Source organism: Pantoea sp. X-Soil-TKNS-1279 (assembly GCF_059730565.1).
On the sequence record NZ_AP035948.1, the window covers coordinates 3669160 to 3692238 of the forward strand.

Here is a 23079-nt window from a genome sequence, read left to right on the forward strand (position 1 = left end):
AAACTACTTCTTCACCGTTTCCATACCCATCAAGCCAATCTTCAGATATCCGGCTTCACGAAGTTGGTCCATCACCGACATCAGGGTTTCATAACTTACTGATTTGTCAGCCTGGAAGAAGATAGTGGTTTCTTTATTGCCTTCCGTCTGCGCCGTCAGCGCATTGACCAGCGTCTCTTTGGTCACCTGATCGTTGCCGATATAAACCTGGTTATCTTCTTTAATCGACAAATAAACCGGTTTTTCCGGACGCGGCTGCGGCGCACTGGTGGAAGCGGGCAGATTGACGCGAACATCCACGGTTGCCAGCGGCGCGGCCACCATAAAGATGATCAGCAGAACCAACATCACGTCGATAAACGGCGTCACGTTGATTTCATGCATTTCGCCATCGCTTTCCAGGTCGTCGTTTAAACGCATCGCCATCGCAATTATCCTACGCGCAGTTTCTGTGCGGCAGCCGGGCGAGCCACTTCGTTAGTCACGTTTCCCAGGTCGAGGTCACGGCTTTGCAGCAGCAGCACCTGCGCCGCCACATCACCGAGCGACGCTTTGTAGCCGGCAATCATACGGGCAAATACGTTGTAGATGACCACGGCAGGGATAGCAGCGACCAGACCAATCGCGGTCGCAAGCAGCGCTTCCGCAATCCCAGGAGCGACTACCGCGAGGTTGGTGGTTTGCGTCTGTGCGATGCCGATAAAGCTGTTCATGATGCCCCATACCGTACCGAACAGGCCGATAAACGGAGCAACCGAACCAATGGTGGCGAGGAAACCGTTACCGCGGCCAGCATGACGGCTGAACGCGGCAACACGGCGTTCCAGACGGAAGCTGGTACGCTCTTTAATACCATCGGTGTCTTCAACACCGGCTGAAAGTTCCAGCTCGTTCTGTGCATCGTTAAGTAACACGGCGCTGTGGCTGTTACCCTTGAAGCTGGCGGCAGTGCTGGAGGCGTCATCTAATGAACGCGCATCACTCAGGGCGAGATGTTCGCGTTTCAGTCGGCGCTTGGCTGAACTCAACTCAGCAAACTTACCAAAGAAGATTGCCCAGGTGACCACAGAAGCCATCAACAGGCCAATCATGACCACCTTTACCACGATATCGGCATGATGATACATGCCCCAAACGGAGAGATCCGTCTGCATCAAATCACTGGCTACCACGCTGCATCTCCAACTTCAATTGCATAGTTCACGATCGAGCGCCGGATCATAACAAATTAGCGGGCCGATTTGATAGTAGTTCTCATTACTATTTACAAACGAAAAGTGCGTTTTTCCACCACAGTTTCTTTCGATTGTGAGCAGGTTTTATAAATGTGACGTACTGTATAAAATTATTAAAACATCATTTCAAAATGTGATGCATTTCATTCAATCAACATCTGCCCACTTTTTCACCACACGATTTTCATTATTCTGAACCAGCCCTGCCTTTTAACGGTGCCGTTGCACTGTCCGATTTCGCTACCTCTTGCTGGAGCAAAAAATGACGCTGAAAAAAAGACTACTCGCAGTTTCGTTGTCCTCCATGATCGCCCTGCTGGCCTGTAATGCGCAGGCCAAAGTTCTTAAGGTGGCGGAAGTGCAGCCCGCCGGTTATCCCACCGTGGTCGCGCTGGAGCATATGGGGGAGAAACTGAAACAGGCCACCGATGGTCGTCTGGAGATGAAGGTGTATGCCGGTGGCGTGCTTGGCGATGAAGATCAAACCTTACAACAGGTTCAACTGGGCGCGATTGATATGATCCGCGTTTCGTTGGCCCCGGTGACCACCATCGCGCCGGAAACCAGCGTGCTTACCCTGCCCTTTATCTTCCGCGATGAAGATCATATGCACAAAGTGCTGGATGGTAGCGTAGGTGAGCAGATCGTCGATAAATTCAATAAAGATCCCAACACCCGCATGGTGTTTCTCGGCTGGACCGATGCCGGGACGCGCAACATGATCACCAAAAAGCCGCTGACTAAGCCGGAAGATCTGCAAGGTATGAAAATCCGCGTGCAGAACAGCGCCATCTCGCTCGCCACGCTAAAAGCAATGGGCGCTAACCCGGTAGCGATGGGCGTCAGCGAAGTGTTTAGCGCCATGCAAACCGGTGTGGTGGACGGCACCGAGAATAACCCACCGACCTTTGTCGCCCATAACTACCTGCCCGTAGCGAAGTACTACACCCTCACCGGCCACTTTATTCAGCCAGAGATGATCCTGTTCTCCAAACCGGCGTGGGATCGCCTCTCTGCTGACGATCAGGCGTTACTGAAGAAGCTGGGCAAAGAAGCTCAGGATGAGGAACGTCAGTTGTGGGCCAGCTACACCCAGCAATCGATTGAGAAAATGAAGGCCGGAGGCGTCACCTTCCAACAGATCGATCGCGACTACTTTGTCAAAGCTACCCAACCGGTACGCGATCAGTTTGGCGGCAAGTATCAGGATCTGATGACACAGATCGACGAGGTGAAATAACCCCCCACGCCGCGCGCAGGCGTGGCGTTTCACTCAGGATCCAATTATGAACGCATATTCCCGGTGGATGGATCGGTTGTACCTGCTGTGCATGTGGGTGGCGGCGGCAGCGTTGATGATCATGGTAGCGGTCATTCCCGTCGGCATCTTTGCGCGCTATGTATTGAACAGCGCGCTCTCATGGCCAGAGCCGGTAGCCATTATCTGCATGATCATTTTTACCTTTATCGGCGCGCCGGTCGGCCTGCGAGCCGGCACCCATATTTGTGTCTCTATGTTGACCGATCGCTTGTCACCTGGCGGGCAAAAATGGGCGCTGCTGCTGTGTAACCTGCTGTTAATCGCCTTATGTGTGGTGCTGTTCCGTGCCAGCTACAACCTGTGTGCCGCGATGTGGATTCAGCCGCTGGCCTCACTGCCCAATATCACCTATGGCGAAATGTATTTACCGATCCCGATTGGCACCGTTTTTACCCTGCTGTTTGCCCTGGAACGTCTGCTGAATGGCGACCAGAGCCAGCGCCCAATCGTCACGCTTGGCGGCACCCACTAATCTCGGAGCATCGTGATGGACGCATTCATCCTGATTGGCAGTCTGATTCTGTTGCTGTTGGTCGGCTTTCCGGTCGCTTTCGCGGTCGGGTTTAGCGCCTTTATCGGTGCCTGGTGGATTGACCTGCCGCTTGAAGCGGTGGTGATTCAGGTGACCAACGGCATCAATAAGTTTTCGTTACTCACCATCCCGTTCTTTATTCTGGCGGGCGCGATCATGGCTGAAGGTGGGATCGCCCGACGCCTGGTGAATTTTGCCTATATCTTCGTCGGCTTTATTCGTGGCGGCTTATCGCTGGTGAATATCGTCGCATCGACGTTTTTCGGTGCGATTTCCGGTTCTTCCGTGGCAGATACCGCCTCGATAGGCTCGGTAATGATCCCGCAAATGGAGGAGAAAGGTTATCCACGCGATTTTGCGGCGGCGGTGACCGCCAGCGGCTCGGTGCAGGCGGTGCTGACGCCACCCAGCCATAACTCGGTGATTTATTCTCTGGCAACGGGCGGCGTGGTGACCATTTCCTCGTTGTTTGTCGCCGGTATTTTGCCGGGACTGATGCTGGGTGGCTGCCTGATGGTGATGTGTCTGGGATTTGCGCGCAAACGTGGGTATCCCAAAGGTGAAGCGATCCCGTTTCGCCAGGCGCTGAAGATCTTCTTTGATGCCTTCTGGGGGCTGTTCACCATCGTCATTATTCTCGGCGGCATTCTGTCCGGGATTTTCACCGCCTCGGAATCTGCGGCCATTGCCTGCCTGTGGGCATTCTTCGTCACCATGTTTATCTATCGTGACTTTAAGTGGAGCCAGTTGCACATCCTGCTGTTTCGCACCATCAAAACCGTCACCATCGTGATGGTGTTGATTGCCTTCGCGGCCGGTTTTGGCGCAGTGATGACCTTTATGCAACTGCCCACCGCGATTACCGAAGCCTTTACCAGCCTGTCGGACAACAAGTACGTGATCCTGATGTGTATTAACGTGCTGCTGCTGGTAATCGGTACGCTGATGGATATGGCACCAATCATCCTGATCCTGACGCCTGTGCTGCTGCCTGTCGCTACCTCACTCGGCGTGGATCCGGTGCATTTCGGCATGATCATGATGACCAATCTCGGTATCGGCCTGATTACGCCACCTGTCGGCACCGTGTTGTTCGTTGCCAGTGCGGTCAGTAAACAGAAGATTGAACAGGTGGTCGGCGCGATGCTGCCGTTCTACTGCATGCTGTTTCTGGTGTTGATGTTAATCACGTATATCCCGGCGCTGTCGCTGTGGCTGCCACATATCATGGGAGTGATGTAAAGGTACGCCCGTAATGGCGCGATTTATGGCGCAGGTTTTTCACATCGCGCGATAAATCGCGCCGCTACGGATCACGCTTCGTTCAATGAAGGTGACTGTCTGATATTCCGTAATCAGGGGCAACGCACAGGACCGATTCGTGTTAACGTGGTGGTTTTGTGAAATGCGGCAGGAAAGGCAGTGATGGCAACGAAAAAAATAGACACCACGCTGGTCAGCGCGGGACGCAGCAAACGTTACACTCAGGGTTCAGTCAACAGCGTGATTCAGCGTGCCTCATCGCTAGTGTTTGACACCGTCGCCGATAAAAAACGCGCCACCGCCGGGCGGGCGAAAGGCGAACTGTTTTATGGCCGTCGTGGCACCCTGACACACTTTTCCCTCCAGGATGCGATGACCGAACTGGAAGGCGGTGCCGGTTGCGTGCTCTATCCTTGTGGTGCTGCTGCGGTTGCCAACGCTATTCTTTCGTTTGTCGCCGCTGGCGATCATGTACTGATGAGTGGCGCGGTCTACGAACCGACTCAGGACTTCTGTACCAAAATCCTCAGCAAACTTCAGGTCACCACCACCTTTTTTGATCACTGCATTGGCAGCGAAATCAGCGCGTTGGTGCAACCCAATACCCGCGTGGTGTTCCTGGAATCCCCGGCATCCATCACCATGGAAGTGCAGGACATCCCGGCGATTGTCGCCGCAGTGCGCAGCAAAGCCCCTGATGCCATCATCATGATCGATAATACCTGGGCGGCGGGCGTTTTGTTTAACGCTCTGGAGCATGGCGTCGATATTTCGATCCAGGCCGGGACCAAATACCTGATCGGTCACAGCGATGCGATGATCGGCACTGCCGTCGCTAACGCCCGCTGCTGGGATCAACTGCGTGAAAATTCCTACCTGATGGGCCAGATGGTGGACGCCGATACCGCCTATATGGCGAGCCGTGGTCTGCGCACGCTGGGTACGCGTCTGCGCCAGCATGAAGAGAGTGGTTTACAGGTGGCGGAGTGGCTGGCCGCTCGCCCGGAAGTGGCGCGCGTTAACCATCCGGCGCTGGCGCAGTGCAAGGGGCATGAATTCTGGCAGCGAGATTTTACCGGCAGTAGCGGCCTGTTTTCCTTCATCCTGCATGAGAAGCTGAGCAGCGAGCAGCTGGCGCACTATCTCGACGGTTTCCACCACTTCAGCATGGCCTACTCCTGGGGCGGTTATGAGTCGCTGATCCTCGCCAATCAACCGGAAGAGCTGGCTGAGATTCGCCCGGCAGGTGGCGTCGATTTTACCGGTACGCTGGTGCGGCTACATATTGGTCTGGAACACGTTGCCGACCTGATTGAGGATCTGCAAGCCGGGTTTGAGCGCCTGAAACGCTAAAATCTTCAACAAAGCCTCAACAAGCCTGATGCCGCGTGGCAGAGATCAACGTCTGCTGCTACGCAGGCCGTTAAAATAAAATCCTTGTGACTTGATGGAATAGCAGATGGGTGTTTTACATGAGATTGTCCAGGCGCTCTGGCATCAGGATTTTGCCGCGCTGGCCAATCCGGATGTGGTGTGGATTGTCTACGGTGTGATGTTTGTGACGCTGTTTCTGGAAAACGGTTTATTGCCAGCGTCTTTTCTGCCGGGCGACAGCTTGCTGCTGCTGGCTGGGGCGATGGTTGCCAAAGGTGTGATGGACTTTGTCCCGACCATGCTGATTTTGACCACCGCGGCCAGCCTTGGCTGCTGGCTGAGCTATCTTCAGGGACGCTGGCTGGGCAACACCAAACTTGTCAAAAGCTGGCTGATGCACCTGCCAGCCCAATATCACCAACGCGCCTGGCAGTTGTTTAACCGCCACGGGTTGATGGCGCTGCTGGTGGGTCGCTTTCTGGCGTTTGTGCGTACCCTGCTGCCAACTATGGCAGGCATTTCCGGTTTGCAGAATGGTCGTTTTCAGTTTTTTAACTGGCTGAGCGGCTGGCTGTGGGTATGCATTGTGGTGGCGTTCGGCTATGGCATCAGCCAGGTGCCGTTTATCAAACGCCATGAAGATCAGGTGATGGCGATTCTGATGCTGCTGCCGGTAGTTTTGTTGTTCGTCGGGCTGGCGGGCAGCATTCTGGTGATCTGGAAAAAAAGACGCCCGAAGGCGTCATAGAAGCTGCGCGGCGTCGGCGGTGGACTCAAACACCGTCTGACGCACGCGGCTTGCCTCCTCTCCCGGCGTGACGCCGAAATAGCGCTTAAACTCGCGTGAAAATTGCGAAGGGCTTTCATACCCGACGCGTACCGCCGCGGCACTGGCACGCATCCCATCCTGTAACATCAACAGGCGCGCCTGATGCAGGCGATAACGTTTCAGATACTGCAACGGCGAGGTTTGCGTTACGGCTTTAAAGTTGTGGTGGAACGCCGATACGCTCATGTTCACCTCTGCCGCCAGCGTCTCCACGCTAAGGTTTTCACTAAAATGACTTTCGATACGGCGCAACGCACGGGCGATCTGGCTAAATTGCGTCTGGCGGCTGATCAATGATAACAGCGCACCGCCACAAGGCCCGGTCAGCACGTAGTAGATAATTTCCCGCACGATTTGCGGCCCGAGCACGCGCGCGTCACGCGGTTTCCGCATCACATCCAGCAGACGCTCAGCGGCGCACAGCATCTCTTCACTGAGAAAAGCGGAATGAATGCCAGAGGTTTGCGGCTGCGGCTGAAAATCCTGATCGTCGCCAATCTCCATCAACAAATCCTGTAGGCTGGCGTTATCGACCGTCAGACACATCCCCGCCAGCGGCTCTTCTGGCGTAGCTTCGGTTTCACACTCCACCGGCAGCGGCACGGTGAGCATCAGGTATTTGGTGGCGTCATAATGGAACACCGTGCTGCCGAGATAGCCGGTTTTACGCCCCTGAAACAGAATAACAATGCCGGGCTGATACATCATCGGCGTGCGCGGTAACGGCTCGTCGGCGTAGATCAATCGCACGTTATCCAGCTGACATAGCGGCTGGCTACCAGGCTTCATCAGCGCAATCACCTGACGGGCAAGCTGACGGCAAAGCGTGTCATAAGGCATGGCATAGTCTCTCGCAGCAAAAAAGGCAGTTTGCCGCACCTCGGGCGAAAGCTCCAGCTTGCTGGAGAATCAGGCAAGATTCCGGCAGAAACAGACAGCACAAAAATGCCGCAGAGTTGCCACAATGAACCCGAGGCTAAGGTTTGTTGACTAGACTTAACCTCAGTGTTTCCGGTGAGTCACTGCGACAAATAAGGAGCAACTATGGCAGACCAACCACTGATTAAACTGCACGACGGCAATATGATGCCGCAGCTCGGGCTGGGTGTCTGGCAGGCAAGTATTGATGAAGCACGCAAAGCGGTATTAAAAGCGCTGGAGGTGGGCTATCGCTCTATCGATACGGCTTCCGCCTACAAAAACGAGGAGGCGATTGGTCAGGCGCTGCAGGAAACGGACGTGCCTCGCGAACAGGTTTTCGTCACCACCAAGCTGTGGAATGATGACCAGAAAAATGCGCAGCAGGCGCTGGAAACCAGCCTGGAAAAACTCAAACTGGATCAGGTGGATCTTTACCTGATGCACTGGCCCTGTCCGTTTAAAGATCTGTACCTTAGTGCCTGGGAACAGATGATTAAGTTGCAGCAACAGGGGCTGACCAAAAGTATTGGGGTGTGTAATTTCAACGAAGCGCATCTGAAACGTCTGATGGATGAGACCGGGGTTTCCCCGGTGGTAAACCAGATAGAACTGCACCCGATGTTGCAGCAGCGCACCCTGCACGCGTGGAATGCCCTGCACCAAATCCAGACTGAGTCCTGGAGTCCGCTGGCGCAAGGCGGCCAGGGGGTGTTTGATCAGGAAGTGATCAAAAGCCTTGCGAAGAAATATGGCAAAACTCCGGCGCAAATCGTTATTCGCTGGCATCTGGACAGCGGATTGGTGGTGATTCCGAAGTCTGTGACGCCGGCGCGTATTGAGGAGAACTTTAAGGTGTTTGATTTCCGGTTGGAGAAACCGGAGATCAGTGAGATCACCACGCTGGATATTGGTAAGCGGTTGGGACCAGATCCGGAGAAATTTGGCGGTTAGGTGCGCGCTATTGCCCTCACCCCGGCCCTCTCCCGCAAGCGGGAGAGGGAGGAAGTACCCGTGCACCTCTCAGTCCCCTCTCCCGCTTGCCGGCTCGTGCTCCTCTCAATCCCCTCTCCCGCTTGCGGGAGAGGGTTAGGGTGAGGGAAAGAGATTACGCCGATGGATTAACCAATAACTGCCCCGCTGTACCGCGATCCGCCAGCTCCAGCGTTTGGCTGTAATAAACAAACGGGAAGTGATCCGACGAACTCTGCGTAAAGCTCACCAGCAATTCGACATCACCATCAACCCATACCGTATCCTTCCAGCCGCGATCTTCACCCATCGGCTGCGCGCCATTGACGCTTTTAATCAGGAACATCACGCCCTGAATATGCAGTGACTGCGGGCGGTCGGCATGCAGGATCCAGCGTTCAAAGCTGCCCTGCTGCGCGGTGGTATCAATACGCCCCATATTCCACAGCGCACCATTGATGCCCGGCATGCCATCGCCAATGCGGAATTCACGGGTACGTACCGCCGCACCATCCAGAATCTGATCCGCCAGCAGACGCATCGGCAGATTGTCCGTCACCAAAGGCAGCAAACCGGTCGGTCGCAGCGTCAACACCAGGGTGTTGGCAAGAATCGATGAAGGTTCAAACAGCCCGCGCAAACGATCCATCAGACCCGCCGCAGTGCCTGCGGTGATCGACACGACATCGCCCTGCGACATATCCACCAGCACTTCACGCCGCTCACCCGGAGCCAGCGACAGACGCTGCACCGCGACCGGCGCAGGCAAAAAGCCCTGATCGCTGGCGATCACCGTAAACGGGCGATTATCGGAGAAAGCCAGATCGTAACGACGTGAGTTAGACGCGTTCAACAGGCGCAAACGCACCCAACCGCGTGAAACCTCCACATAGGGATTTTGCACGCCATTGACCAGTAAGGTGTCGCCGAGAAAGCCGCCATCCTGCGGCGGGTCGTACACCGGGGTGGCAAAGTTGTCGAGACGCTTGTCCTGAATCACCAGCGGGAAATCATCCACACCGTAATGCTTTGGCAGCGGCAGCGTCTTGCTGACGTCATCTTCAATCAGCCACATCCCCGCCAGCCCGTTGTAGACATGCGGGGCCATACGGTTGGGGGTATTGGCGTGATACCACAGGGTCGCTGCTCCCTGACGAATTGGCAGCACGGGTGCCCAGTCAACACCCGCCGACATCATACGCGGCGCGCCACCCATCAGGGCGCCTGGCACCTGAAGACCGCTCACCGTCATCGCCACCGGCTCATTGAGACGATTGCTGTAAATCAGTTTTACGTCGTCGCCGCTGTACACACGTACGGTCGGGCCAAGATACATGCCATTGATGCCCCAAACCGGCACTTTGTTGCTGTCGCCATTGAATGACCAGTGGCTACGCTGGAGCGTGAGAAAGAGTGGCTGACCGCGGCGTGATTCAATCAACGGCGGGACCGGAAGAGGTGTATCACCAGCGGGTGCGGAAGCGGCACGCGCGGTGTATGGCATAGCGCTGGTAGCAAGCGCAACACCGGCAGAAAGCTGAATAAACTGACGTCTGCTGCAAGACATAAAACTTCAGACCCTTTGAGCGTGGCGTGAGGACGCCGTCCATTTTTTCTAATTGCTATTGCTGTGCTGTCCCCCAAGCGGGGAGATGGCACGGGACAGATTGCCTGCCCCGTGGGAACGGTCAGATTTTACCGTTTTTTTCACGCTCGGCGACTTCGGCGTTCAATTCTTCCAGCTTTGCCGACATTAATTCGCGGCAGTGGGTCGCCAGCTTACGTACTGAACTGTCGGCAAACGCGGCAGTGTCCACCGGGGGTAACATCTCAACAATCACCAGACCGTTGTTCCAGCGATTGAGTTTGATTTTGTCATGGGTGTTGGACACCACCACCGGGATGATGGGCACCCCTGCTGCCATCGCGGCATGAAACGCACCCGTTTTAAACGGCAGCAGGCCACGCCCGCGGCTGCGCGTTCCTTCCGGGAACATCCAGAACGAAATGCGTTTCTTTTTAAACTGATCGATCAATTCACCAATGGTGCCATGTGCCTTGGCTCGATTATCACGGTCAATTAACAGGTTGCCCGCCAGCCAGTACAACTGACCAAAAAACGGGATCCACAACAGGCTTTTTTTGCCAACGGTCACCGTGGTGGGCTGCACAATTTTGGCTGCCGTGATCATGTCGAAGTTGTTCTGGTGGTTTGCGATATAAATGGCGTTGCCATAGCTCGCGGCATCGGCCGGTTTACGCAGTTCCACTTTGACACCAAACACCGATGATAAGCGACCAAACATGTGGCCAAAAGTGGCCACATGGTGCGGGTTACGCGGTGAAAACAGGCACCAAATACAACCAAACACACAGACCAGAATCGAATAGATGATTACAAAAATAGCCCGTAAAATTAGTAACATAGCTTCCTCAATAATGGCATACCCTTGCCTGCTTTATTATTTTGCAGGGTTATTCTTCACTCGCTTCGCTGTGGCGCGTTGGGGCATCCAGCTCAACACGGTCGATACGTTGCAAACCGCGTGGTAACAACGTACCACGACGACCACGATCGGCGCGGAACTTCTGCAACTCTTCGCTGCGCAGCACCAGCTTGCGCTTGCCTACATGTAAGGTAATCGCGCTGCCGGTCGGCAGAATCAGCAACCACACCAGCTTGTCACTACCCGCTGCGGCTTCTGCGGATGGGATAGAGATGATTTTGTTGCCCTTGCCTTTCGACATTTGTGGCAGCTCGCCCACCGGGAACATCAGCATGCGGCCAGCCTGAGTGATCGCCAGCAGCATGTCATCTTCGTGATTCACCGCCATCGGCGTCATCACTTTGGCGTTTTCCGGCAGCGTCAGCAGCGCTTTACCCGAACGGTTGCGCGACACCAGATCGGCAAAGGTACAGATAAAGCCATAACCCGCATCCGAAGCCATCAGCAGTTTCTGCTCATCCGGCTCCATCAGCACCTGCTCCATCACCGCACCCGGTGGCGGCGTCAGTTTGCCGGTTAACGGCTCGCCCTGACCACGCGCCGACGGCAGCGATGTCGGATCAAGGGTATAACTGCGGCCGGTGGAATCGATAAACGCCACCGGTTGATTGCTCTTACCTCGCGCGGCAGCCAGATAACTGTCCCCCGCTTTGTAGCTCAGACCGGCAGGGTCGATATCGTGGCCCTTGGCGCTACGTACCCACCCCATCTGCGACAGCACAATGGTGACCGGCTCGGCGCTCACCAGCTCAGTTTCGCTCAGCGCTTTGGCTTCTTCACGTTCACGCAGCGGTGAACGACGATCGTCGCCGTAGGTCTGGCTGTCAGCCTGCAACTCTTTCTTCAGCAGGTTGCTCATCTTGCGCTCAGAGGCGAGGATCGCCTGCAACTGATCGCGCTCTTTTTCCAGCTCTGCCTGCTCACCGCGAATCTTCATCTCTTCGAGTTTAGCGAGGTGGCGCAGTTTTAATTCCAGAATCGCTTCGGCCTGCGTCTCGCTGATATCAAAGCGCGACATCAGCACCGCTTTCGGCTCGTCCTCGGTACGGATGATGTGGATCACTTCATCAATATTGAGGAACGCCACCAACAAACCTTCAAGGATATGCAGGCGACGCAACACGCGTTCCAGGCGGTAGTTCAGACGACGGGTGACGGTATCGCGACGATACACCAGCCATTCAGAGATAATTTCCAGCAGGTTTTTCACCGCCGGACGGTTATCCAGCCCGATCATGTTCAGGTTAACGCGGTAGCTTTTTTCCAGATCGGTGGTGGCAAACAGGTGGTTCATCACCTGATCCAGATCGACACGGTTAGAGCGTGGCACAATCACCAGACGGGTCGGGTTCTCGTGATCGGACTCGTCACGCAGATCCTCCACCATTGGCAGCTTTTTATTGCGCATCTGTGCAGCAATCTGCTCCAGCACGCGCGCCCCCGAAACCTGGTGCGGCAGCGCGGTGATGACCACTTCACCCTCTTCTTTTTTCCACACCGCGCGCTGGCGGATGGAACCGCGACCGTTCTGGTAAATCTTACGAATCTCATCACGCGGGGTGATGATCTCGGCTTCGGTCGGGAAATCCGGTCCGTGTACGATATCCAGCAGTTCATCCAGCGTGGTGTTTGGCTTCTCGATCAAGGTGATCGCGGCCTGCGCTACTTCGCGAATGTTATGCGGCGGGATGTCGGTCGCCATACCTACGGCGATGCCGGTGGTGCCGTTCAGCAGGATGTTCGGCAGACGCGCCGGTAACATCTTCGGTTCCTGCAAGGTGCCGTCAAAGTTGGGGATAAAATCCGACGTGCCCTGGCCCAGCTCACTCAGCAGGATTTCGGCATATTTGGACAGGCGCGATTCGGTATAACGCATCGCGGCGAACGATTTCGGATCATCCGGCGCACCCCAGTTGCCCTGACCGTCCACCAGCGGATAGCGGTAGGAGAACGGCTGAGCCATCAGCACCATCGCTTCATAACAGGCGCTGTCACCGTGCGGATGGTATTTACCCAACACGTCACCCACGGTACGTGCTGATTTCTTAAATTTGGCGCTGGCGTTCAGACCCAGCTCAGACATCGCGTAGACAATACGGCGCTGTACCGGCTTGAGGCCGTCACCGATATAGGGCAGCGCACGGTCCATGATCACGTACATGGAATAGTTCAGGTACGCGTTCTCTGTAAATTTGTGCAGGGCAAGACGCTCTGCACCATCCTGCGTCAATTCGCTCATTAAGCTTGCATCCTCACTTCGTGGCCCACGGCGGCGGGACATCCGGCGGTCGTTTGGCGAGGATAGTACCTTATTCCCGTGGCTTAGTCACAGGGGAAGCCATCTCTGACATCAGGAATCATGGTTGGAAAATAAATGTGAGGCAGATTAAAAAAACAAAATAGAATGCGATCAGGATCACAATGAATAATTCCAACGCGCTGTGATCACGATCTCAATTAATTTTCAGATAATCCAATTCGTATTAATCCTGTCCTCTTCGGAGGACAACATTTAGTATTGTTGCTTTCCCCGTCCTTTTCTAAATTCATACTCCATAAGAAATATTTTTTGCGCTCCTGATTTCTGGCATCTGGAAAATATAAAAAACAACCTGACGGGAAACTGTTTTGCCAAAATAAAGGTGAACGAATGCAAATACTGACTTCGCGACAACACCGATTAGTGAAACTGCTGTTGCAGCAGGCCGCGCCGCAACCCCTGAAGCAACTGGCGCAACAGCTCGGCGTATCCGAAAAAACCATCTACCGTGACCTGCAATGGCTGGAAAACTGGCTGAACAACTGGGCGATGGTGCTGGAGAAAACCCCTGGCCGCGGCGTACGCTTGCGGGTTGATGATGTTCAGCAACGCCTGCAACTGGAACAACAACTGAATGGCGATGACAACAGCGAAGCGCTGAGCCACAACAACCGTCGGGTAAAAATTGCCTCCCAGTTGCTGAGTGATGCACCACGCGAAACCTCAATCAGTAAGTTGTCCGAACGTTATTTTATCAGCCATGCCTCCATTGTTAATGACCTGAAGGTGATTGAAGAGTGGTTGCAACCATTGGGATTGACGCTGGCGCGCGGCCCAGGCGGCACCCATATCGAGGGCAACGAACAGACGCTGCGTCAGGCGATGGTGTCGCTGATTAATGATGTGATGCAGCAAAACGTCGCCGGGACGCCCTTGCTGCCACGGCTTGATCCCGGCAGCCAGCAGGCACTGGTCCATTATTTTGGCGATGAGGATGTGGCCTTTGTCCAGGCGCTGCTGCAACAGATGGAGCAGCAACTGAGTTACCCGCTGGGCGATGCCTGGTATCTCAATCTGTGCACCCACATTTTGATCATGATGCACCGTATGGCGCAGGGGAACGTACTGGCGTTGCAGACCATGCTGGCGGCGCAGGATCTCGATAAGCGTATCCTGACCATCGCCCGACAGATGGTTACGCAGATTGAGGCACGTATCGATTGTGCGCTACCCGCCGATGAAGTCGGTTTTATTTATCAATATATCGTCTCATCCGGCATTGTGGTGGAGGAACGTGGCGACCATGCGCCAATGCATAACCAATTTTCCACGGCGGAGTCGGTTAAAATAACCTGTGAATTAATTGATCGCTTCTCGGCCTTTATTCAGCAGGATTTATCTCAGGACCGTTTATTATTTGACGGGTTACTGGTGCATATTAAGCCTTTATTAAATCGCCTTAAATATCACATCCATATTCGTAATCCATTGCTGGATGATATTCAGCAGGAAATGAAAGAAATATTTTCACTGACACAACAGGCAATGCAACTGACAGCGCGCACGTTCGATCTCTCACCGGTCGCCGATGACGAAATTGGTTACCTTTGCGTCCATTTTCAGGCCGCGCTGGAACGGCAAATTGCCCATAAACGCATTCTGGTGGTGTGCTCCAGCGGAGTGGGTACGTCGCATTTGCTGAAAAGTCGCATCCTGCGCGCCTTCCCGGACTGGGAAATCGCAGGCGTGGTATCAGCCAGCAACCACGCGGCATTTTGTCAGCGCGAAACGGTGGATTTGGTGATTACCACGATTCACCTCAACAGCGGTGCCATCCCCAGCGTGTATGTCAGTGCATTTTTTAACGATGACGATATCCGGCGGGTTACCGACGCCATGATTGGCAGCCAGCTGCCACAGGGGACGCGCTGCGTCCTGGCTGAACATTAATTGAATGAGGTCTGACTGATGGATATTTCTCGCATTCTGACGCCGCGCCGCGTCAATCTGGCCCTGACTGCCACCAGCAAAGAAGAAGTGATCAATGAGCTGACCGAGTTGCTGTATCAGGACGGCGCCATCAGCGATCGCGAAGCGTTTATCACCGATGTCTGGCTGCGCGAAGCGGAAGGCTCGACCGGATTTGAAAACCATATCGCCATCCCGCACGGCAAGTCTGCCGCCGTGCGGCAAACCACCTTAGCCATTGGCCGCACCCAGCAGGATATTCCCTGGGAAACGCTCGATGGCAGCCAGGTACGCTGCATCATCCTGTTCGCGGTGCGACTGGAAGATCAGAACACCACCCACATTCGCCTGTTGTCGCAGGTGGCCAGCGCGCTGGCCGATGATGAGGTGATTGCCCAACTGCTGGCGGAAAACGACCCCAGCAATATCATCCGGCTGTTTAGTCAGTACGCCGAAACCGACCTCTGTTAACCCTACTCCTCTGAGGTGACACATGAATATTGTCTGTGTAGCGGCCTGCACGGCAGGCATCGCGCATACCTATATCGCCCGCGAAAAACTGATTAAGGGCGCCCATGCACTGGGCCACACCATCCACGTCGAAACTCAGGGCACCATCGGCACCGAGACGGAACTGACGCGTGAAGCGATCGCCGCAGCCGATGTGGTGATCCTCGCCGTTGACGTCAAGATCAAAGGCGAAGAGCGCTTTCAGGGCAAACCTATCGTGAGGGTCAAAACCGAAGTGGTGATCAAGTCACCGGTGAAATTCCTCGAAAAAGTGGCGGATTCACTGGCGCGTGCCTGAGGAGATCCATCATGAGTGACAACAAACGTCAGTACGGTCAGGAGATCAAAGGCCATCTGCTTACCGGTATCTCCTGGATGATCCCGCTGATCGTCGCTGCCGGGATCTGTATCGCCCTGGGCCAGGTGATCGGCGGGCCGGATGTCGGTAAGCAAACCGGCACCATCGCCTGGATGTTGAACCAGATCGGTGGCTGGGGGATGGGGCTGATCGTGCCGCTGATCAGCGCGGCTATCGCTTACTCGATTGCCGATCGTCCCGGTTTTGCCCCAGGTTTGATCGTCGGGTTTATTTGCGGCCAGATCGGCACCGGATTTATTGGTGGCATTCTCGGTGGCTTCCTCGTCGGTTATACCGTGTTGCTGCTGCGCCGCACCATCAAACTGCCGCAATCAATGCAGGGACTGATGCCGATCATGGTGCTGCCGCTGCTGAGTACCATCATCGCCGGGCTGCTGATGATGACCTTTATCGGCCAGCCGATTGTCTGGTTGCAGAAGGCGCTGATTCATCTGCTGGAATCGATGCAGGGTGGCTCGAAGTTTGTCATGGGGGCGATTCTCGGTGCGATGGCGACCTTCGACTTTGGCGGTCCAATCAATAAAACCATGTCGCTGTTTGCCGACGGCATGCTGGTGGATGGCATTTACGGTCCAGAGGCGGTGAAATTTGTCGGCTCCATCATCCCTCCCTTCGGCATCACCCTCTCCTTCCTGCTGACACGGCATAAGTACACCAAAGCGGAGAAAGAGGCGCTGAAAGCCGCTTTCCCGATGGGTATCTGCATGATTACCGAAGGGGTGATCCCGATTGCGGCCCGTGACCTGTTGCGTGTGGTTGCCAGCTGTGTTGTCGCCTCGGCGATTGCTGGCGGGCTGATTATGGTGTGGGGCGTGGAAGCGCCGGTGCCGCATGGCGGGATGTTTGTGGTGCCGCTGTTTACCAAACCCTGGCTGTTCTGTCTGGCGCTCGGCATTGGCACCGTGGTGTGTGGCGTGATGCTGTCGCTGATGAAGAAAACCGTGACCCAGGCGGATGAAGAGTTCGACGATGTGGAAGCCCCCGGCGTCCGCGATGAAGAAATCAAATTCACACTGGAATAAGGAGCCACCATGTTTGCCATGATGAATGACCTGATTCAGGCAGCAGCGAAACAACAATACGCGGTGCTGGCGATTAACTGCTTCAACCTGGAAACCACTCGGGCGGCGATTCAGGCCGCCGAACAACAGCGCGCACCGCTGATCCTCAATGTTTATCAGGGGCATAGCACGCATTTCCCACCTCCGCTTGCGGTGCCGCTGGTGCGGGCTTTGGCGGAAAGCGCCACGGTGCCGGTGGCGCTGGCACTTGACCACGGTAAAGCCTTCCCGCTGATTGGCCAGGCGTTTCGTGCCGGGTTTACCGGCCTGATGATCGATGCCTCATCTGAACCGCTGGCGGAGAACATTCGTCAGACCAGCCAGGTGGTGAAGATGGCACATACCGCTGGGGTGTGCGTCGAGGGTGAGCTGGGACATATCGCCGATGCCCCAACCTATGAACTGGCGGATGCGGCGGTGAAGATGACCCAGGTGGCCGACGTGCTGCCGTTCGTGGAGCAGACGCACATTGACCTGCTGGCGGTATCGGTAGGTACAGCACATGGGCTATACCCGGCTGGCGTCAAACCGAAGATTGACTTCCAGCGTTTGCAGGAGTTGAACGCCGTGTCGCCCTTGCCAATGGCGTTGCATGGCGGATCGGGCACGCCGGCTGAGGATCTGCGCCGCGTCAGCCAGTTTGGCGTCGCCAAGATCAATGTTGGCGCAGCGGTATTTGATGCCGGTAAGAACGCCTTGCAACAGGCACTTAAACAACATCCCCACGCCGAGCTGGCAGATTTGCTCGGGCTGATGGAATCCGCCTGCCGCGAAGTGGTGGCCGAGTATCTGAGCTGGTCGGGGTCGGCCGGTAAGGTCTAATTACCGGGCACAGCATCGTAGCGGCGCGATTTATCGCGCAGGTTTACGGAAGACAGATTTCTTCCCAATTTTATTCATCATCGGGTCGGCGTTGCCGTCGGCCCTGACTAAACATCACCTTAAGGAAAACATAACATGTTGATTTCTATGAAAGAGATGTTGGCACCTACCCGTGAAAACCGTTTCGCCATTGGCGCATTTAATGTGGCGGATAGCTGCTTTATTCGCGCTGTGGTCGAGGAAGCTGAGGCGACTCAAACCCCGGCGATCATCTCCATCCATCCCAGCGAACTGGAATTCGTTACTGATGCATTTTTTGGCTACGTCCGTGAGCGCACGCTGAAAAGCACCGTCCCCTTCACCCTACACCTTGACCACGGTGCTTCCATCGCTCAGGTGCTGCGCGCTATCCAGTGCGGCTTTACCTCAGTGATGATCGACGGCTCGCTGTTACCGTATGAAGAGAACGTGGCGCTGACCAAAGAGGTGGTGAAACTGGCACATGCCGTGGGCGTTTCCGTTGAGGGCGAACTGGGCACCATTGGCGATACCGGCACCACGGTAGAAGGCGGCGTGAGTAAGGTGATCTACACCGAACCAGCCCAGGCCGAGGATTTTGTTCAGCGTACCGGTGTCGATACTCTGGCGGTAGCGATTGGCACCGCGCACGGCATCTATCCCAAAGATATGAAGCCAGAATTGCAGATGCATATTCTGCGAGACATCTCAAAGCGTCTGAGCATTCCGCTGGTGCTGCATGGCGGCTCCGCTAACCCGGATGCAGAGATTGCCGAGGCAGTGACGCTGGGCGTAGGTAAAATCAATATCTCCAGTGACATGAAGTTTGCCTACTTCCAGAAAGTGCGCGAGATTCTGGCGCGTGAAACCTGGTGGGATCCGAATGTGATCTACCCGGATGCGATTGCCGCTGCAAAAGAGGTGATTCGCTACAAAATGAACCTGTTTGGTGGATTGGGCAAAGCCAGTTTGTATCGTTAATCGCGCAATAAATTGCGCCGCTACGGATTATACAAGGTATTGTAGCGGCGCGATTTATCGCGCTGTTTGGTTATTTAATCACACCCAACCACTGCTCCGCGATACGCGCATAATCACCGGTGGCGGTACTGAGATGCAGCCACTGATCAACGTACTGTTTCCAGCTCATATCATCACGCGGGATCATGTACGCCTTCTCGCCATACTGCATCGGTTGATCCGGGTTAAGTGCACAGAGCTGCGGATAGTGTTTCTGCTGGAACAAGGCTTCCGACGCATCAGTGATCATTACATCCGCTTTGTTATCCACCAGTTGCTGAAAAATGGTGACGTTATCGTGGAACAGCGTCAGCGAAGCGTTCGGCAGATGACTGTGCACAAAGGCTTCGTTAGTGCCGCCTGCCGGTTCAATCACTCGCACCTGCGGCTGGTTGATTTGTTCAATGGTTTGATACTTCGCTTTATCAGCGCAACGCACCAACGGGATTTTGCCATCCACCCCCAACGGTTGAGCGAACCAGGCAATTTGCTGGCGCTTCAGAGTGACTGACACGCCACCCAGCGCGATATCGCAATGCTGCGCGACAAAATCTTCGCTGAGGGTTTTCCATGTAGTGGGTACCCATTGCACTTTGGCACCGAGACTTTCCGCCAGCGACTGCGCCATGCTGATATCTAACCCTTCATACTGCCCGTCACTGCGCAAATAGCTATACGGTTTGTAATCCCCGGTGGTACAGACTTTGAGCGTTTTGCTTTCGCGTACCTGATCAAGGTGAGATTGCGCCTGAGCGACGCCGCTGACCAGAAGTAACGCACTGAATAACATGGTTTTCATTTTTCTTCTCTGTTTTGTGTTTGCATTCCAATTGTTCCACACGCTGGCGCATTATTGCGTTAAAAGCAAAAGTCTTGTGATCTGACACGCATTTTTCTGCCTGGTCCGCGCGCGTAGAGTGAGCGTTAATTTCTCATAAGGAGCGCATGCAGCATGAGCAAAATTTTGATTATCGACGGTGGTAAAACCTTCGCCCATTCGAAAGGGGAACTGAACCATACGCTAACCGAGGTGGCAGCCAGCCTGCTGCGCGATTTGGGCCATGAGGTCGATATCACGGTGGCGGATAGCCACTACGTGGTGGCCGATGAAGTCCAAAAATATCTCGCCAGCGATGTGGTGATTTATCAAATGCCGGGCTGGTGGATGGGTGAACCCTGGACGGTGAAAAAATATATCGATGACGTGTTTACCGAAGGTCATGGCTCACTCTACGCCAGCGATGGTCGTAGCCGCTCAGACGACAGCAAAAAATACGGCTCCGGCGGTTTGATCCAGGGTAAGAAATATATGCTGTCGCTGACCTGGAATGCGCCACTGGAAGCCTTTACCGATCCTGAGCAGTTCTTCGAAGGGGTTGGCGTTGATGGTGTGTATCTGCATTTCCACAAGGCCAATCAGTTCCTCGGTATGACCGGGCTGCCGACCTTTATTTGTAATGACGTGATTAAACAACCAGATGTGCCACGCGACATCGCACGTTATCGGACTCATCTCAGCCAAATTTTTGCTTAACTGTAAACACCACAGGAAAAAAGGACATCTCATGCTCACTGTCGTTGCAGAAATTTGTATCAAGCCAGGACGTCGTGCCACGGTACTGGAGGCGATTCATCGCCTGATCCCCACCGTGTTGCAGGAAGAGGGTTGCCACCAATATGACGCGCTGGTGGATCATCAGGCGCAGGTACCGTGGAAGCACAATTCACCCGATTCGATCTTTATGCTGGAGCAGTGGGATTCGCTGCGTCATCTGGAGCAACATCAACAGATGCCGCACATGGATGCGCACCGCGCCACCATCAAAGATGATGTGGTGGATGTGAAGATTTTAGTGCTGGAAGCGGCAGAAAAATAACAGCACCCGGTGCTGATCATCTCCTTCTCCCGCTTGCGGGAGAAGGCCGGGATGAGGGAGTCAAACCGCACCAACCCAGCGCGATAAATCGCGCCGCTTGTATCTTGAAGTTGTAACTGGTTAGCTACCCGTTACACGAAACGGAGGCAGCTTGTCGCGCCGCTTAAGACCCGATCTTGTGCCGTAGCTTAAAGCCCTCCGTTTCTCCTTTCACGCCAGCATCTACTCTGCACGGTAACCAGAAGCTCTGACTTCGTATGTACAAGGCAAGATGGCGTGATGGTTCATGTGAAAGGGAGCTGTCTTATGATTTATCTCGGTATTGATGTCAGTAAAAACAAACTCGACCTCTGCCTGTTGCCCGGCAACGGGAAAAAGAAAACCAAAACCCTCAAAAATCATCCCGACGCTGACCGGGAGATAAATGACTGGTTAATCAGGCAAAAATGCCATCCTGAACAGGTGATGGTGGTGCTCGAAGCGACCGGCATTTATCACGAAAACGTCGCCTTCGGTCTTCATGAAAATACTCCCGTCACGGTCTGCATCAGCAATCCTCAGCGGGTCAGGGAGTTCGCCCGTGGAATGGCTATCCTGACTAAAAACGACTCCGTTGATGCTTACGTCCTGGCCCGTTATGGCGAACTGAAACAGCCTGATGCCTGGGTGCCTCCCTCCCCGGAGGTCCGTAAACTTCGGGAGCTGACGCGTCTGCGGGACTCACTTCAGGCTGATGTCCAGCGGGCGGAGAACCGACTGGAAAAAGCCCATTCAACCCGCACAGCGCCTGAAATCATTGACTCGCTGGAGAGAACCCTGAAAGCCCACAGGGACGAGCTGAAGCGTATTGAAGCGCTCATCTCAGACCACACAGATAATCATCCGGGTCTGAAGGAAGACCGTGAGCTGCTGGAATCGATAAAAGGAATAGGCAGCGTGGTGGGCACGACAATGCTGTCGGTACTGCGCTCGTGTCCGTTCCGGAGTGCTTCACAGGTCGCTGCGTGGCTGGGTGTGGTACCGGTGGAAAAAACGTCCGGGAGCTCAGTCAGGGGGCGTGCGCGGATGTCAAAAACAGGCCCGGCAGACGTAAGGGCGAAACTGTATATGGCGGCGATCGTAGCGATCAGGTGGAATGCCCCGGCGAAGGCGCTGTACCAGAGGCTAATCGCGAAGGGCAAAGCCAGCAAGGCCGCGCTTGGAGCGGTGATGCGCAAGCTGGTTCATCAGTGCTTCGGGGTGCTGAAAACGCGGATAAAGTGGGATGAAAATTACGCAGCTACCGCTTGACGTCCAAGACGGTAGCTACAGTAAGCCTTTCTCTTCGATTTGTTCGCGCAAAAAATCCAGAAAACAGCTAATCCGTGAGGCCAGCGACTGATTGCGGTAGTACACCGCGTGAATCGGCAGCCGCAGTTCACGCGTTTCCGCTTCCAACACCTGTACCAGCCTGCCACTGACGCGGTCGCCGCGACTGACAAAATCGGATAATCGCACGATGCCCTGACCGGCCAGCGCCAGTTGACGCAGGGTTTCACCGCTCGATGCCGACAGCGTGGGTTTGACGCGCAGAAATTCTCCTTCCTGCTGCCACACCGGCCAGACATTGTGCGCCTCCAACTGGCTGAACCCCAGCAGTTGATGATCGTGCAGACTGGCTACCGTCTCCGGCATGCCGTGTTTTGCCAGATAAGCCGGGCTGGCCAGCAGGCGGATCGCGCTGCTGCCCAGCACCCGCGCACGCAGCGAGGAATCACGTAATTCGCCGACACGAATCGCGATATCGGTTTGCTGCTCCAGCAGATCAATCACGATATCGTCGGTATTCAGTTCCAGCTGAATCTGCGGGAAACGCTGACGAAAGGCGTCCACCAGCGGCACAATCACATGCAACATAAAGGGAGCGGCCGCGTTGACGCGTAAACGCCCGGCGGGAACATCACGTCGTTGGGCGATTTGTTCCTCCGCCAGCTCCACGGAGGCGAGGATCTGGCGCGCATGTTCGAGAAAGATTTGCCCCTCTTCCGTTAACGCCAGACGACGCGTGGTACGATGCAGCAGCGTGGTTTCGAGCTTGCTCTCAAGACGACTCAGTGCCCGGCTGATACCAGAACTGGTCTGTTGCAGTTGCTCAGCGGCGCTGGTAATTGACCCGGTATCCACCACCGTAACCCAGGCGCGTAGTTCTTCCAGCGTGATCTTCACACGTTACT

23 protein-coding genes are annotated in these 23079 nt (G+C 54.9%); 15 read left to right on the forward strand and 8 right to left on the reverse strand.

Translation table 11 applies throughout. The annotated features are described in order from the left end of the window. Positions 1-3: 3 nt before the first annotated feature. Both exbD and exbB read right to left on the reverse strand, forming a co-directional pair. A complete protein-coding gene (exbD, locus tag AC6I8N_RS17030; protein WP_021183429.1) occupies positions 4-426 on the reverse strand; it encodes a TonB system transport protein ExbD in 423 nt (140 codons plus the stop codon). Between the two features lie 5 nt (positions 427-431). Beyond that, a complete protein-coding gene (gene exbB / locus AC6I8N_RS17035; protein ID WP_497830705.1) occupies positions 432-1154 on the reverse strand; it encodes a tol-pal system-associated acyl-CoA thioesterase in 723 nt (240 codons plus the stop codon). Positions 1155-1497: 343 nt separating this feature from the next. On the opposite strand from exbB, the gene AC6I8N_RS17040 reads away from it, so the two are divergent. From AC6I8N_RS17040 to AC6I8N_RS17060, 5 genes are all read left to right on the forward strand, one after another. Next, on the forward strand, positions 1498-2475 hold the full coding sequence (locus AC6I8N_RS17040) for a TRAP transporter substrate-binding protein (RefSeq protein ID WP_497829539.1): 978 nt from the start codon (positions 1498-1500) through the stop codon (positions 2473-2475). Between the two features lie 46 nt (positions 2476-2521). Beyond that, positions 2522-3028 (forward strand): TRAP transporter small permease, encoded by a 507-nt coding sequence (locus tag AC6I8N_RS17045; RefSeq protein ID WP_497829540.1) that lies wholly within the window; start codon positions 2522-2524, stop codon positions 3026-3028. Positions 3029-3043: 15 nt separating this feature from the next. After that, positions 3044-4330, forward strand: coding sequence for a TRAP transporter large permease (locus AC6I8N_RS17050; RefSeq protein WP_415173185.1), 1287 nt, complete (start codon positions 3044-3046; stop codon positions 4328-4330). 183 nt (positions 4331-4513) lie between these two features. Then, positions 4514-5704 carry a cystathionine beta-lyase gene (metC, locus tag AC6I8N_RS17055; protein WP_497829541.1) on the forward strand — a complete coding sequence of 397 codons (1191 nt, stop codon included), beginning with the start codon at positions 4514-4516 and terminating at the stop codon, positions 5702-5704. 106 nt (positions 5705-5810) lie between these two features. Continuing rightward, entirely contained in the window at positions 5811-6473 is a 663-nt protein-coding gene (locus AC6I8N_RS17060) for a DedA family protein (protein ID WP_497829542.1), read from the forward strand. On the opposite strand, the gene AC6I8N_RS17065 is transcribed toward AC6I8N_RS17060, so the two are convergent. Continuing rightward, positions 6468-7394, reverse strand: a complete 927-nt coding sequence (locus tag AC6I8N_RS17065; RefSeq protein ID WP_021183436.1) for an AraC family transcriptional regulator — start codon at positions 7392-7394, stop codon at positions 6468-6470. The genes AC6I8N_RS17060 and AC6I8N_RS17065 overlap by 6 nt on opposite strands. A 204-nt stretch (positions 7395-7598) precedes the next feature. Here AC6I8N_RS17065 and dkgA point away from each other — a divergent pair, with 204 nt between their 5' ends. Next, the gene (gene dkgA / locus AC6I8N_RS17070; RefSeq protein ID WP_021183437.1) at positions 7599-8426 is read left to right on the forward strand and encodes a 2,5-didehydrogluconate reductase DkgA; all 828 of its coding nucleotides are present in this window, start codon (positions 7599-7601) and stop codon (positions 8424-8426) included. A 154-nt stretch (positions 8427-8580) separates the two neighbouring features. Here dkgA and ftsP read toward each other — a convergent pair whose 3' ends face one another. The 3 genes from ftsP to parC all read right to left on the reverse strand — a co-directional run bounded on the left by ftsP (position 8581) and on the right by parC (position 13190). Beyond that, entirely contained in the window at positions 8581-10011 is a 1431-nt protein-coding gene (ftsP, locus tag AC6I8N_RS17075) for a cell division protein FtsP (protein WP_021183438.1), read from the reverse strand. A 121-nt stretch (positions 10012-10132) separates the two neighbouring features. Continuing rightward, positions 10133-10870 carry a 1-acylglycerol-3-phosphate O-acyltransferase gene (locus AC6I8N_RS17080; RefSeq protein WP_497829543.1) on the reverse strand — a complete coding sequence of 246 codons (738 nt, stop codon included), beginning with the start codon at positions 10868-10870 and terminating at the stop codon, positions 10133-10135. 49 nt (positions 10871-10919) lie between these two features. Continuing rightward, on the reverse strand, positions 10920-13190 hold the full coding sequence (parC, locus tag AC6I8N_RS17085) for a DNA topoisomerase IV subunit A (RefSeq protein WP_021183440.1): 2271 nt from the start codon (positions 13188-13190) through the stop codon (positions 10920-10922). Positions 13191-13601: 411 nt separating this feature from the next. Between parC and AC6I8N_RS17090 the strand changes: the two genes are divergently transcribed. The 6 genes from AC6I8N_RS17090 to AC6I8N_RS17115 all read left to right on the forward strand — a co-directional run bounded on the left by AC6I8N_RS17090 (position 13602) and on the right by AC6I8N_RS17115 (position 18950). After that, positions 13602-15161, forward strand: coding sequence for a BglG family transcription antiterminator (locus AC6I8N_RS17090; RefSeq protein WP_497829544.1), 1560 nt, complete (start codon positions 13602-13604; stop codon positions 15159-15161). Positions 15162-15179: 18 nt separating this feature from the next. After that, the gene (locus AC6I8N_RS17095) at positions 15180-15650 is read left to right on the forward strand and encodes a PTS sugar transporter subunit IIA (RefSeq protein ID WP_497829545.1); all 471 of its coding nucleotides are present in this window, start codon (positions 15180-15182) and stop codon (positions 15648-15650) included. A 22-nt stretch (positions 15651-15672) separates the two neighbouring features. After that, entirely contained in the window at positions 15673-15987 is a 315-nt protein-coding gene (locus tag AC6I8N_RS17100; protein ID WP_013510517.1) for a PTS fructose transporter subunit IIB, read from the forward strand. A gap of 11 nt (positions 15988-15998) precedes the next feature. Continuing rightward, positions 15999-17090 carry a PTS fructose transporter subunit IIC gene (locus tag AC6I8N_RS17105; RefSeq protein ID WP_021183444.1) on the forward strand — a complete coding sequence of 364 codons (1092 nt, stop codon included), beginning with the start codon at positions 15999-16001 and terminating at the stop codon, positions 17088-17090. Positions 17091-17099: 9 nt separating this feature from the next. Next, positions 17100-17951 (forward strand): class II fructose-bisphosphate aldolase, encoded by an 852-nt coding sequence (locus AC6I8N_RS17110; RefSeq protein ID WP_497829546.1) that lies wholly within the window; start codon positions 17100-17102, stop codon positions 17949-17951. A gap of 135 nt (positions 17952-18086) precedes the next feature. Then, on the forward strand, positions 18087-18950 hold the full coding sequence (locus tag AC6I8N_RS17115) for a ketose-bisphosphate aldolase (protein ID WP_497829547.1): 864 nt from the start codon (positions 18087-18089) through the stop codon (positions 18948-18950). 70 nt (positions 18951-19020) lie between these two features. Here AC6I8N_RS17115 and AC6I8N_RS17120 read toward each other — a convergent pair whose 3' ends face one another. Beyond that, positions 19021-19788: a transporter substrate-binding domain-containing protein gene (locus AC6I8N_RS17120; RefSeq protein ID WP_021183447.1), complete on the reverse strand. Its 768-nt coding sequence runs from the start codon at positions 19786-19788 to the stop codon at positions 19021-19023. Positions 19789-19941: 153 nt separating this feature from the next. Between AC6I8N_RS17120 and AC6I8N_RS17125 the strand changes: the two genes are divergently transcribed. The 3 genes from AC6I8N_RS17125 (at position 19942) to AC6I8N_RS17135 (ending at position 22156) form a co-directional block, all read left to right on the forward strand. Further along, the gene (locus AC6I8N_RS17125) at positions 19942-20523 is read left to right on the forward strand and encodes an NAD(P)H-dependent oxidoreductase (RefSeq protein WP_021183448.1); all 582 of its coding nucleotides are present in this window, start codon (positions 19942-19944) and stop codon (positions 20521-20523) included. A gap of 31 nt (positions 20524-20554) precedes the next feature. Beyond that, positions 20555-20866, forward strand: a complete 312-nt coding sequence (locus tag AC6I8N_RS17130) for a putative quinol monooxygenase (protein WP_208723594.1) — start codon at positions 20555-20557, stop codon at positions 20864-20866. A 306-nt stretch (positions 20867-21172) separates the two neighbouring features. Beyond that, the gene (locus AC6I8N_RS17135; RefSeq protein ID WP_497829548.1) at positions 21173-22156 is read left to right on the forward strand and encodes an IS110 family RNA-guided transposase; all 984 of its coding nucleotides are present in this window, start codon (positions 21173-21175) and stop codon (positions 22154-22156) included. A 15-nt stretch (positions 22157-22171) separates the two neighbouring features. On the opposite strand, the gene AC6I8N_RS17140 is transcribed toward AC6I8N_RS17135, so the two are convergent. After that, positions 22172-23071: a LysR substrate-binding domain-containing protein gene (locus AC6I8N_RS17140; protein WP_021183450.1), complete on the reverse strand. Its 900-nt coding sequence runs from the start codon at positions 23069-23071 to the stop codon at positions 22172-22174. Between the last annotated feature and the right edge of the window lie 8 nt (positions 23072-23079).